General features: G+C 63.5%; 13 protein-coding genes. 4 read left to right on the top strand and 9 right to left on the bottom strand.

The window, feature by feature from the left end; all coding sequences use genetic code 11:
- Nucleotides 1-19 precede the first annotated feature (19 nt).
- The 3 genes from AC1DPX_RS21330 (at nucleotide 20) to AC1DPX_RS21320 (ending at nucleotide 3376) form a co-directional block, all read left to right on the top strand.
- Nucleotides 20-1075: a sugar phosphate isomerase/epimerase family protein gene (locus AC1DPX_RS21330; RefSeq protein ID WP_202357804.1), complete on the top strand. Its 1056-nt coding sequence runs from the start codon at nucleotides 20-22 to the stop codon at nucleotides 1073-1075.
- Nucleotides 1076-1127: 52 nt separating this feature from the next.
- Nucleotides 1128-2315, top strand: a complete 1188-nt coding sequence (locus tag AC1DPX_RS21325) for a Gfo/Idh/MocA family protein (protein WP_477239358.1) — start codon at nucleotides 1128-1130, stop codon at nucleotides 2313-2315.
- A gap of 209 nt (nucleotides 2316-2524) precedes the next feature.
- Nucleotides 2525-3376: a sugar phosphate isomerase/epimerase family protein gene (locus tag AC1DPX_RS21320; RefSeq protein WP_096450366.1), complete on the top strand. Its 852-nt coding sequence runs from the start codon at nucleotides 2525-2527 to the stop codon at nucleotides 3374-3376.
- Between the two features lie 158 nt (nucleotides 3377-3534).
- On the opposite strand, the gene phnE (AC1DPX_RS21315) is transcribed toward AC1DPX_RS21320, so the two are convergent.
- The 9 genes from phnE (AC1DPX_RS21315) to AC1DPX_RS21275 all read right to left on the bottom strand — a co-directional run bounded on the left by phnE (AC1DPX_RS21315) (nucleotide 3535) and on the right by AC1DPX_RS21275 (nucleotide 11820).
- The gene (phnE, locus tag AC1DPX_RS21315; RefSeq protein ID WP_477239357.1) at nucleotides 3535-4902 is read right to left on the bottom strand and encodes a phosphonate ABC transporter, permease protein PhnE; all 1368 of its coding nucleotides are present in this window, start codon (nucleotides 4900-4902) and stop codon (nucleotides 3535-3537) included.
- 3 nt (nucleotides 4903-4905) lie between these two features.
- A complete protein-coding gene (gene phnE / locus AC1DPX_RS21310; RefSeq protein ID WP_477239355.1) occupies nucleotides 4906-5877 on the bottom strand; it encodes a phosphonate ABC transporter, permease protein PhnE in 972 nt (323 codons plus the stop codon).
- Between the two features lie 57 nt (nucleotides 5878-5934).
- Nucleotides 5935-6843 carry a phosphonate ABC transporter substrate-binding protein gene (gene phnD / locus AC1DPX_RS21305; RefSeq protein WP_477239353.1) on the bottom strand — a complete coding sequence of 303 codons (909 nt, stop codon included), beginning with the start codon at nucleotides 6841-6843 and terminating at the stop codon, nucleotides 5935-5937.
- A 92-nt stretch (nucleotides 6844-6935) separates the two neighbouring features.
- Nucleotides 6936-7793 carry a phosphonate ABC transporter ATP-binding protein gene (gene phnC / locus AC1DPX_RS21300; RefSeq protein WP_202357809.1) on the bottom strand — a complete coding sequence of 286 codons (858 nt, stop codon included), beginning with the start codon at nucleotides 7791-7793 and terminating at the stop codon, nucleotides 6936-6938.
- Between the two features lie 233 nt (nucleotides 7794-8026).
- Nucleotides 8027-8737 (bottom strand): DUF1868 domain-containing protein, encoded by a 711-nt coding sequence (locus AC1DPX_RS21295; protein WP_477239351.1) that lies wholly within the window; start codon nucleotides 8735-8737, stop codon nucleotides 8027-8029.
- A gap of 86 nt (nucleotides 8738-8823) precedes the next feature.
- Nucleotides 8824-9441: a DapH/DapD/GlmU-related protein gene (locus AC1DPX_RS21290; protein ID WP_477239349.1), complete on the bottom strand. Its 618-nt coding sequence runs from the start codon at nucleotides 9439-9441 to the stop codon at nucleotides 8824-8826.
- Nucleotides 9438-10145, bottom strand: coding sequence for a phosphonate C-P lyase system protein PhnL (phnL, locus tag AC1DPX_RS21285; protein WP_477239347.1), 708 nt, complete (start codon nucleotides 10143-10145; stop codon nucleotides 9438-9440). Before phnL ends, AC1DPX_RS21290 begins: the two co-directional genes overlap by 4 nt.
- A gap of 2 nt (nucleotides 10146-10147) precedes the next feature.
- Nucleotides 10148-10924 (bottom strand): phosphonate C-P lyase system protein PhnK, encoded by a 777-nt coding sequence (gene phnK / locus AC1DPX_RS21280; protein ID WP_135898898.1) that lies wholly within the window; start codon nucleotides 10922-10924, stop codon nucleotides 10148-10150.
- Nucleotides 10921-11820, bottom strand: coding sequence for an alpha-D-ribose 1-methylphosphonate 5-phosphate C-P-lyase PhnJ (locus tag AC1DPX_RS21275; protein ID WP_477239345.1), 900 nt, complete (start codon nucleotides 11818-11820; stop codon nucleotides 10921-10923). The genes phnK and AC1DPX_RS21275 overlap by 4 nt, the downstream gene beginning before the upstream one ends.
- Before the next feature lie 65 nt (nucleotides 11821-11885).
- On the opposite strand from AC1DPX_RS21275, the gene AC1DPX_RS21270 reads away from it, so the two are divergent.
- Complete coding sequence (locus AC1DPX_RS21270) at nucleotides 11886-12086, top strand: hypothetical protein (RefSeq protein ID WP_477239343.1); 201 nt, start codon at nucleotides 11886-11888, stop codon at nucleotides 12084-12086.

The following is a 12086-nucleotide window of genomic DNA, read 5'->3' as shown; positions in this document are numbered from 1 at the left end:
ACAATGAGGGAGGATGCCGATGCCGACGACAATGAAGGGCCCTGGACTGTTTTTGGCGCAGTTCGCGGGTGACGCAGCGCCGTTCAATTCGCTGGCCGCGATCACCAAATGGGCCGCCGGTCTCGGCTATAAGGGCGTGCAGATCCCGACTTGGGACGCGCGCCTGTTCGACCTCGAGAAGGCAGCCTCTTCCAAGGCCTATTGCGACGAGGTGAAGGGCATCTGTGCCGATGCCGGCGTCGAGATCACCGAATTGTCGACGCATCTGCAGGGGCAGTTGGTGGCGGTGCACCCTGCCTATGACGCCCAGATGGATGGCTTCGCGCCGGCCTCGGTCCACAACAATCCGAAAGCGCGGCAGAAATGGGCGGTCGAGCAGATGAAGTTCGGCGCCAAGGCATCGCGCAATCTCGGGCTGAATGCTTCGGTGTCGTTCACGGGCTCGCTGGCTTTCCCTTACCTCTATCCCTTCCCGCAGCGGCCGGCCGGACTGATCGAGGAGGCCTTTGGCGAACTCGGCAAACGCTGGAAGCCGATCCTCGATGTCTATGAGGACAATGGCGTCGATGTCGGCTACGAAATTCACCCCTCTGAAGACGTTTTCGACGGCGCCACCTTCGAGATGTTCCTCGACGCGGTCGGCGGCCACAAGCGCTGCAACATCAACTACGACCCGTCGCACTTCCTGCTGCAGCAGCTCGACTATCTCGAATTCATCGACATCTATCACGAGCGCATCAAGGCCTTCCACGTCAAGGACGCCGAGTTCAACCCGACCGGCCGGCAAGGCGTCTATTCCGGCTATCAGAGCTGGACCAACCGCGCCGGCCGCTTCCGCTCGCTCGGCGACGGGCAGGTGGATTTCGGCGGCATCTTCTCCAAGCTGACGCAGTACAATTACGATTCCTGGGCGGTGCTGGAATGGGAGTGTTGCCTGAAGCACCCCGAGGACGGCGCGGCCGAAGGGGCGCCTTTCATCCAGCACCACATTATCCGCGTGACGGAAAGGGCATTCGACGATTTTGCCAGCGGCACCACGGACAAGAAACTGCTGCGCGCGATGATGGGAATTTGACACGACTTTCCTCCTGCGCGGGGAGGAGCATCCAAGACACGAGGGAGAAAACATGGTCGGCGCATCGAAGTCGGAAACGGGAGGCGGCCCGATCCGCTATGGCATGGTCGGCGGTGGGCAAGGCGCCTTCATCGGTGCGGTGCACCGCATCGCGGCGCGCCTGGACAATGATTTCGTGCTGGTGGCCGGCGCGCTGTCGGCGAACCCGGAGCGCGCCAAGGCTTCGGCCGCCGAACTCGGGCTCGATCCGGACCGCAGCTACGCCTCCTATGCCGAGATGGCCAAGGCCGAGGCCAAGCGCCCCGACGGCATCGAGGCGGTGGCCATCGTCACGCCCAACAATGTCCACGTGCCGGCTGCCAAGGCCTTCCTCGAGGCCGGCATCCATGTGATCTGCGACAAACCGCTGGCAACGACACTGGCCGAGGCGAAAAAGCTCGCCGCGGTCGTCGAGAAAACCGGCAAGGTGTTCGTGCTGACCCACAATTACACCGCCTATCCGATGGTGCGGCAGGCACGCGAAATGGTGGCCAAGGGCGTGCTCGGCGACATCCGCATCGTGCAGTCGGAATATCCGCAGGACTGGCTGACCGAGGATCTCGCCGCCACCGGCCAGAAGCAGGCCTCATGGCGCGGCGATCCCAAGCAGGCGGGCGCCGGCGGTGCGCTGGGCGACATCGGTACCCATGCCTACAATCTCGCCCGCTTCGTCTCCGGGCTGGAACTGGATTCCCTGTCGGCCGATCTCGATGCCTTCGTGCCGGGGCGGCTGCTCGACGACAATGTCAACGTCATGCTGCGCTTCAAGCCCACCGGCAAGACGCATCCAGCCAAGGGCATGATCTGGGCCAGCCAGGTGGCGCCGGGCCATGAGAACGGGCTGAAGCTGCGCATCTATGGCTCGAAGGGTGGGCTGGAATGGGTGCAGGCTGATCCGAACTATCTCTGGTACACGCCGTTCGGCCAACCCAAGCAGCTGATCACCCGCAACGGCGCCGGGGCGCTGCCTGTGGCGGGCCGTGTCAGCCGCGTGCCGTCAGGCCACCCCGAGGGCTATCTCGAAGGCTTCGCCAACATCTACCAGGAGGCGGCGCGCGCCATCCGCGCGGCGCGCAGGAAGGGTGGCAAGCCGGCAAAGGACGTCGTCTTCCCGACCATCCAGGATGGCGTCGAAGGCATGGCCTTCATCGAAGCCTGCGTGAAATCGTCGAAGAAGAATGGGGCGTGGACGAAGCTTTAGTCGCCCCCTCAACCGAATTGCCAGTCGAATTGCGAAGGGCAATTCGGGGCAATCCGACCTCTCCCCGAGGGGAGAGGAGGTGCCGGCGCCAACGCTAAATCTCTTCTCCCCTTGGGGAGAAGGTGGCCGCGGAGCGGCCGGATGAGGGGGAGTTTGCGCGAAGCTGGTGGGACAGCCAACACGCGCCATCAAATGGGGGAGGGGCGTCGATGAAAATCGGCATGTGCATGTTCTTGTGGACGACCAGCGTCTCGAAAAAACACGAGCCGCTGCTTCGCGACATCAAGGCGACGGGTTTCGACGGTGTCGAGATACCGATTTTCGCCGGGACGCCGGACGATTACAAAAAGCTTGGCGACCTGCTCGATCGCATCGGGCTGGAGCGCACCGCGGTTTCGGCGATGGGCGATCCCTCGATGAACCTGATCTCGCCGGATGCCGCGACCCGCAAGGCCGGTATCGCCTACATGAAATGGGCTGTCGATTGCGCCGATGCGCTCGGCGCCAGGACGCTCAGCGGGCCGCTGCATTCGACGCTCGGCGCCTTTTCCGGCAGCGGGCCGACGCCCGCCGAGAAGAACCGTTCCGTCGCTTCGCAGCGCGCCATCGGCGACCATGCCGGCAAGCGGAACGTGACCATCGGGCTGGAGGCTCTGAACCGCTTCGAATGTTATCTTTTCAACACGATGGCGGACCTGTCGGAGCACATCGATGCCGTCGGCCGACCACACATCAAGGCGATGTACGACACCTTTCACGCCAACATCGAGGAGGCCGATCCGATCGGTGCCTATACGAAGCACCGCAGGAATGTCGTGCACATCCACATATCGGAGAACGATCGCGGCGTGCCGGGGCGCGGCAACATCCCGTGGAAAGAGACGTTCGCGGCGATCCGCAAGAGCGGCTATGATGATTGGCTGACCATTGAGTCCTTCGGACGTTCGCTTAAGGACCTGGCGGCGGCGACAAAGGTGTGGCGCGATTTCGCGGAGACGCCGGAGGCGGTTTATCGCGAGGGGTACAAACATATCAGGAACGGCTGGAAGAAGGCCGCTTAGGGCATGTCGATATTCGGGTGAGGCCGGCCTGCAAATGCAGGGTTCCTGCGCTTCCGGTGCTCACGTACCCAAAAGTACGCTCCGCTCCGGTTCTCGCAACCCCGCATTTTCGACTCGGCCTGACCCGAATCTCAACATGCCCTGAGACGCTGAAATCGCTAACCCTGCTCGGCCTGGATCCTGTTGTAGTCGTGGATCGTCCGGCTCAGCCGGCGGCGCAGGAAGTTCGAGATGTTGTCGAAGATGAAGACGACCAGCAGGATCAACAGCACCATGTAGAAGACGTTGGCCCAGTTGGAATTGGTGCGCATCGCTTCCCACAGTTTCAGGCCGATGCCGCCGGCGCCGACGGCGCCGATGATGGTGGCGCCGCGTGTGTTGGATTCCCACTGGTAGAGCGTCTGGCTGATGAAGACCGGAATGACTTCCGGCATCACGCCGTAGCGCTGCACCAGAAGGCCGTTGGCGCCGGTCGACAGCACACCTTCGCGCGGCTTGTCGTCGATGTTCTCCAGCGCCTCGGAGTACGTCTTGCCGAGTGTGCCGATCTCGGTGAAGAAGATCGCGGCACTGCCCGCCAGCGGACCGGGGCCGAAGGCACGGGTGAAGAACAGCGCCCAGATCAGCATGTCGACCGAGCGCATGAAATCGAAGAAGCGTTTCAGGACCTGGCTGAGCACGCCGCTCGGCGTGATGTTGCGGGCGGCGAAGAAGGCAAGCGGGAAGGCGACGATGCCGCCGAGCAGCGTGCCCAGGAACGCCATGACGATGGTCTGCAGCAGCTTTGTCCAGACATCACCGTGCTGCCACTGGGCGTTGTTCCAGATGTTGTCGCCGGCCAGCGCCAGGTTCGACGTGCCCGGCTTCAACTCGGGCCCGGACACGATCAGCGAGATCACCTCTCCGGCCGGTTTGCCGAAGAAGGGCGAACGTGTGTCGAAGACGAAATTCGCCCAGCCGAGGAAGCGCTTGCGCACCTTGACGCGGTCGACGGTGACGCGCACCTCGCCGACGAAGCCCATCTTGGCGACCACTTCGTCGTCATGCGCGGTGATCCAGTCCGGCACCGGACCCGTGATCACAGGCTTGCCGCTGGTCAGCGCGACAGGCACGGTCTCACCGTTGGCCGTAAGCGTTGCCTGCGCCTTGTCGAAGGTAACGGATTTCGCCGGGCCATCGATCAGCACGGTGAAGGTACCGCCCGGCTTCTTGATCACCCAGTCGGGGTTGGGGTTCTCGCCGAGCGAGGAAAAGCGCGGGTATTTTGGCGTGATCTCAGGCTGGTCGAGGCGGAATTCCGGTTGCAGGTCGTAGCTGATCCATTGTGTCAGGAACAGCGGCAGACGCTCCCAGTGCGATTCCCGCAGCACCTGCGGCAGGCTGAAGAACCACAGCACATAGATGAGGTAGGTCAGGATGCCGAGGAACAGGAAGAGCGGGGCGAAGCGCTTGTACGGAGGCCGCCGGAACACCTGCGGATAGCGCTCCTCGATCGACAGTATCTCCTCGGCGGTCATGGTCGCCATGGTTCACGCTCCCATCATAAAGGCCTGTTCGCCGACCAGCTTGCGGCGCAGCCAGGCGGAGAACTGGTCGATGATGAAGATGGTCGTGAACAAGAGCAGCACCAGCGCCAGCGTCTTGGCGCCGAAGCCGCGCGAGATGGAGAGCTTCAACTCCTCGCCGATGCCACCGCCGCCAACGGCGCCGATGATGGTCGAGGCGCGGACATTGATCTCGACGCGCAGCAGCGTGTAGGACATGAAATTGGGCAGCACCTGCGGCAGGTCCGCGAAGCGCACGCGCTCGAACCAGTTGGCTCCGACCGCCCGCAGGCCTTCCTCTGCGCGCATGTCGATGTTCTCGTTGATCTCGTAGAACAGCTTGCCGAACGCGCCGATCGAATGCAGGCCGATGGCGATGATGGCGGCGATCGGGCCGATGGAGACGATGGCCGCGAACAAGCCGGCAATGACGATCTCGGGGAAGGCCCGCAGGAGTTCCATGAGGCGCTTGACGATGAGCCTGAGCGCCGGGTGGGGCGTCAGGTTCCGCGCGGCGATGAAAGAAAAGGGCACCGCGAAGACGAAGCCGATGAAGGTCGAGACCAGCGCAACGTTCACCGTGGTCAGCATCAGCTCGAAATATTCGGGGATGTAAAAACCACCCCAGACATAAACGCGCCCGAGCGGGAAGTTGTATTCCTGGGTGCCGGTGTCATGCGGCGAGGCAATGTCGAACAGCGCCCGCCAGACGTCGTTCCAGTCCTTGGGGACCAGCCAGCTCAGGAAATCCAGAATATGCGGCAGCCGGTCGAAGAAGTGCCCGGCATTGGCTTCGTCGGCGAACCACATGCTGGCGAACATCGCGGCCAGCAGCAGGCCGGCGCCGAGCACGGTATAGAACCGGCGCAGCGACGTCTGGCGTCGCCAGGCATCGGCCATCGGGTGGGTGGCGCCGGAGGCGGCTGTCAATGAGGGGGCTGTCACGGAAAGGGTCATGATCGGAGATGCAAAAAGGGCGATGTTTTTTGAACACCGCCCTTTCCGATTTCGCCGTTAGCCGCCGATAGCTGCCTTACGGGCTTCGACGATGACGTTGTAGAAGTCCGGCTTCACCGGAACGTAGCCGGTGAAATCGCCACCTTCGACGCCCTCGAAGCAAGCCTTGTCCTTCTTCGGCAGATCGGTGAAGAAGGCGGCGAGTTTGGCGGTCATCTCGTCGCCCAGCGCGGTGCGCACGACCAGCGGGCCGTTCGGGATCAGGCCCGAACGCCAGACTTCGACGAAGTCGTTCGGGTCGACGGCGCCCTTGGCGACGACCTTGTGGAAGGAGCCGGAGGTGAAGCCGTTCTTGAAGTCGCCGATGCCGGAGGAATCGTCGACTGCGACATCGACCTTGCCGTCGCGCACGGCCAGGATGTTGTTCTCATGGCCGCCATTGAACTGGGTCGAGGCGAAGAAGGTTTCGTTCGAGGCGCCGGTTTCCTTCGGAATCTGGGTCAGCGGGATCAGGTAGCCCGAGGTCGAATCCGGATCGGCATAGCCGAGCTTCTTGCCCTTGGCCGACTTGATGTCGGTGATGCCCGAGGTCTTCAGTGCCAGGCCGATCGAATAGTAACCGGTGGAACCGTCGGTCTGCTTGGTGGTGAGGATCGGGGTCACCGCCTTGGGATCCTTGAGATAGACGCTGGCATAGCCGGAGGCGCCGAGTTCGGCGAAGTCGAGCGTGCCGCCGAGCAGGCCCTGGATAACGCCGTCATAGTCGGCCGCGGGGAACAGCGAGACCTTCTCGAAGCCGAATTCGGTCTTCAGATGGTCGGCAAGGCACTGGTAGTTGCGCAGCCGGTCGGTCTCGTTTTCACCGCCCAGAATGCCGACGCGGAATTCCTTCAGATCGGCGGCGTGGGCCATGCTGGTCGCCATGGCGAGCACCGAAACGGCGCTGAAAACCATCTTCCTGAACATTTGATGTCTCTCCTGTAAGTTCCGGCCCCGCGCCGGCAGCGTTCTTGATTTTGACAGGTGCCCTTGACGCGGGCTGGCGATCCCAACTGCTCTCAGTAACCCGGGAATGCGGGTTCGAGCGGTCCGGCGGATGCTGCGATCTTCTGCTTGAAGGCAACGCTGGTGGAGGTAATGGCCTCCGATATCTCCGCGCCATTGCTGTCGGCGCCGTAGACGAGGCGCACCGCCTCACGGTTGAGCTCTTCGGGCGGGCCGTCGAAGACGACCTTGCCGGCGGCCATGCCGATGATGCGGCTGCAATAGGCGCGCGCGGTGTCGAGCGTATGCAGATTGGTGACGACGGTGATGCCCTCGCGCAGATTGATGTCCTGCAGCGAATCCATCACCACCTTGGCGTTGAGCGGGTCGAGCGAGGCGATCGGCTCGTCGGCGAGGATCACCTTGGGCTGCTGCATCAAAGCGCGGGCGATGGCGACGCGCTGCTGCTGTCCGCCGGAAAGGGTGCCGGCGGGCTGAAGTGCCGTGCGGGCTATGTCGAGCCGCTCGAGCGCTGCGACCGCCTCGGCGCATTCGGCGCGCGAGAACATGCCGAGAAGGTTGGACAGTGTCGAACGGTGGTTCAATTTGCCGAGCAGCACGTTGGTCAGCACGTCGAGGCGCGGCACCAGGTTGAACTGCTGGAAGATCATGGCGCAGTCGCGCTGCCATCGCCGCAGCGGCGAGCCGCGCAGCTGGGAGACCTCGGCGCCGTCAAAAAAAATCGACCCTTGGCTGGGGTCGACAAGACGGTTGATCATGCGAAGAAGGGTCGATTTGCCAGCGCCCGAACGGCCGATGACGCCAACCATCTGACCCTGCGGGATCGAGATGTTGACGTCGCTGACGGCGGTGTTCTTGCCAAATCGTCGGCTGACGCCGCGGATTTCGAGTGTGGCAGAGCTTGCTGACATGAGCAGGTTCCAGTCCCGACCTTGTTGATCGTCAGGCACTCGCCTAGCGCAGCCACATGAACCTGCCGTGTCGCCAGCATGTCAGTTTTGTTACGCTCCACAGGCGCGGTGACTGAGGCGCGTCGCGCTGAAACGAATTCATGCGACGCGCTTCAGGTCTTTGTTCTTGTGCACGTCGTTCTCCCAAAACCGAGGTCACTTTCGGGCGACATGCACCGGCGCTTGGCCAGCGATCAGCCGAGCACGAGCAATTCCTCGAAATGCTTCATGTCGCGAAAGGCGCAGAAGGCGGGCGCCTTGATCTCGATTATCGGAGCCTGTCTTGCGAAAAGCGCCAGGCAGTCGCCGAACAGCGCCTGCCACGCTGCGGCACGGTCGTCGGCAAGACGCTGGATCTGGTAGGCGAAGGTGATGTGGAAGACGTAGGTGTCGTGGTCGGGGTGCCGGTAGCCGAACGGCACCTCCAGCGCATCGCGCCATTGACGCATGATGCGCACGTCCTCGTCCGTTGCACCGGCAACGGTAAGACCGGTCGGCACGATTTCGACCACCTTGATGTTGAACGGGCCGAAGCCTTTGAACCCCTTCAAGCGTTCCAGATAGAGGCGGGTCATGGCGTCGATGCTGGTGTCGAGCGGCACGTCCTGCGGCCAGAAGGGCAAGCGGCGGCGATATTCTATGATGCCCTGGAACAGCGTCATGTGCAGGCTGGAGGCGGGCGTGAAGGCGAGCCGGTCGGCGTCGGGCATGGCGAGCATGCGCTCGCGGACCTCCAGAACCACCGCTTCGGAAGGCGATCCGCTGACGAGATGGCTGACGACGGTGTTACCCGGTTCGGTCAGGAAATTGCCCGCCGTGTCGTAGCGCGTGCCGAGATGCAACGGGGGCATCGGATTGGAGCCGGCAAAGAATCCGGCGAGCGAGGGTCTGATGGTGTCGAGCATGGCGATCTCCTTGGGGGAGATGGCGTCCTGTCCGAGTCCTGTGTCAGGGATATGAACAGGCTCTCTTATAACGATGATGTGAAGACCTATCCCTCGTATTTCTCCAGGAAGGCTTCGGCTGACAGCTCGCGAAAATCATCGAGCGAGGCGCGCAGTCTGGCGTGGTCCCAGTCCCACCAGGCAAGCGCCTGGTAGCGTTCGGCGGTGCGGCGGTCGAAGCGTTCGCGGATCGGTTTGGCCGGCACGCCGGCAACGATAGTGTAGGGCGCGACATCCTTCGAGACGACGGCGCCGGCGCCGACCGCCGCGCCATCGCCGACGGTGACGCCGGGCAGGACGGTCGAGCCGTGGCCGAGCCAGGTGTCGTGGCCGATGGTGACCCGCTTGGCGCGGCGCTGGGCGAAGAATTCGCTCTCGTGCTCGGCGTCGTCCCAATAGTCCGAGGCGCGGTAGGTGAAGTGGTGCAGCGTCGGCCGCCAGGTCGGGTGGTTGGTGGCGTTGAGGCGCACGCTTGCCGCGATGTTGGCAAACTTGCCAATCGTCGCGCACCAGACCGAGCAATCCTGCATCATGTAGGAATAGTCGCCGAGTTCAGATTCCGAAACCCGGCTGCGGTCGGCGATCTCGGTCCAGCGGCCGAGCGTCGAATTGTGCACCTCCGCCGTCGGGTGGATCAGCGGCGTCTCCGACAATTTCCTGGTCATGCAGCGAGCTTTCCCGGAGCAAAAGCGGTGACGTCGATGATGCGGTCGGCCACCGCCTCGCGCACGTCGTGGTCGTGGAAGATGCCGAGCAGGGCAACGCCTGCCGCCTTCTTGGCGGCGATGAGTGCGATCACCACGTCGCGGTTGGTGGCGTCGAGCGAGGCGGTCGGTTCGTCGAGCAGCAGGATGGGGTGCTCGGTGATGAAGCCGCGCGCGATGTTGACGCGCTGCTGTTCGCCGCCGGAGAAAGTCGCCGGCGGCAGCGCCCAGAGTTTCTCCGGCAGGTTCAACTGTGCCAGCAGGGCGCGTGCCTTGCCGCGTGCAACCTCGCGCTCCTCGCCGCGTTCGACTAGCGGTTCGGCGACGACGTCGAGCGCCGAAACGCGCGGCACGGTGCGCAGGAACTGGCTGACATAGCCGATCGTTTGCCGGCGAACGGCGAGCACGGTGCGCGGGCTGGCGTGGGCGAGGTCGATCAGCCCCTCCTCGTGCCTGACGATGATCTGGCCTTCGTCGACGGCATAGTTGCCGTAGAGCATTTTCAGGATCGAGCTCTTGCCGGCCCCTGACGGGCCGCCGAGCACGGTGCATTCGCCCGCCTTGATCGAGAAGGAGACACCGGCGACGACCGGCAGCTTGATGCCGTCGCGCAGATGCATGGTGAAGCTTTTTGCGACGTCGGAAACAACGAGTGGCGTCGGCATGGTTACACCTGAAGAATCGAGGAAACGAGAAGCTGCGTATAGGGCGCGCGCGGATCGTCGAGCACGCGGTCGGTGAGGCCGCTTTCGACGACGCGGCCGTCCTTCATCACCATCATGCGCTGCGACAAAAGCCGTGCCACGGCGAGATCGTGCGTGACGACGATCGCCGCCAGACCAAGATCGGTGACCAGTCCACGCAAGAGATCGAGCAGGCGCGCCTGCACCGAGACGTCGAGGCCGCCGGTCGGCTCATCCATGAACACCAGCCGTGGACCGGTGACGAGGTTGCGGGCGATCTGCAGGCGCTGGCGCATGCCACCGGAGAAGGCGCGCGGCTCGTCGTCGATGCGGTCCTGCTCGATCTCGACGCGCGACAGCCAGTCGACGGCCGTGGCGCGGATCTTGCCATAGTTGCGGTCGCCGACCGCCATCAGCCGCTCGCCGACATTGGCCCCGGCCGACACCGTCATGCGCAGGCCGTCGGCCGGGTTCTGGTGGACAAAGCCCCAGTCGGTGCGCATCAGGAAGCGGCGCTCGGCCTCGCTCATGCGGTAGAGCTCGCGGAACTGGCCGTCGCGCATGCGGTAGCTGGCGGTGCCGGAAGACGGCAGGAGCCGCGTCGACAGGCAGTTGAGCAGCGTCGTCTTGCCGGAACCGGATTCGCCAACCACTGCCAGGACTTCGCCCGGCCACAGGTCGAAGGAAACGTTGTCGCAGCCGACGCGCGAGCCGTAGAATTTGGAGAGCGCCGAGACGCGCAGCAACGGTTCGTCGGTCATTGTGCCGGCTCCATGTTTTCTGGGGCAGGATGATTTTCGGGGGCAAGGTGGCCGCGATGGCCATCTGCCCGCCGCTTCTCGCAATGGTCGGTGTCGGAGCAGACGAACATGTGGCCGCCATGATCGTCGAGGATGACCTCGTCGAGATAGACATTCTCGGCCGCGCACAGCGCGCAGGGCTGGTCGAAGGTCTGGACCTCGAACGGATGGTCTTCGAAGTCGAGGCTGACGACATCGGTGAAGGGCGGCACCGCGTAGATGCGCTTTTCGCGACCGGCGCCGAACAGCTGCAGCGCGGGCGAGCGGTGCATCTTGGGATTGTCGAATTTCGGCGTCGGCGAGGGGTCCATCACATAGCGGCCCTCGACCTTGACCGGATAGGCATAGGTGGTGGCGATGCGGCCGTGCTTGGCGATGTCCTCGTAGAGCTTGACATGCATGAGACCGTACTCTTCCAGCGCATGCATCTTGCGCGTCTCGGTCTCGCGCGGTTCGAGGAAGCGCAGCGGCTCGGGGATCGGCACCTGGTAGACCAGCACCTGGCCCGCGGTCAGCGGATGTTCGGGGATGCGGTGGCGGGTTTGGATGATGGTGGCGCTGGCGGTGTCGGTGGTGACAGCGACGTTGGCGACCTTCTTGAAGAAGGCGCGGATGGAGACCGCGTTGGTGGTGTCGTCGGCGCCCTGGTCGATGACCTTCAGCACATCGTCGGGGCCGATGATCGAGGCGGTGACCTGGACGCCGCCAGTGCCCCAGCCATAAGGCATCGGCATTTCGCGCGAGGCGAACGGCACCTGATAGCCGGGGATGGCGATGCCCTTGAGGATCGCCCGGCGGATCATCCGCTTGGTCTGTTCGTCGAGATAAGCAAAGTTGTAGGTGGCGATGTCGGTCATGGCGATCACATCCACATTGTGCTATTGAATTGACGTCCAGGACGCGGAACTAGGGGCGAATTCCGATGACCCAAGACGGTTGGATACATCTCGGAATTCTGCTGGTGGTGTTCGCTGGCGCGGTGCTGTTTTTCCTTCGACGGATGGTTCTGCCAGCACCGAAGGAAGGCGCTACAGGCGAGACCGTTTCCGGCAGCCGTGGCTACAATGGAGGGTATGGCGGCGGCCATTTCCCCGACGGTGGGCATGGCGGCGTAGGCAACTAG

The organism is Mesorhizobium sp. 01N446, from assembly GCF_056399285.1.
This window is presented reverse-complemented; position numbering and strand designations above follow the sequence as displayed.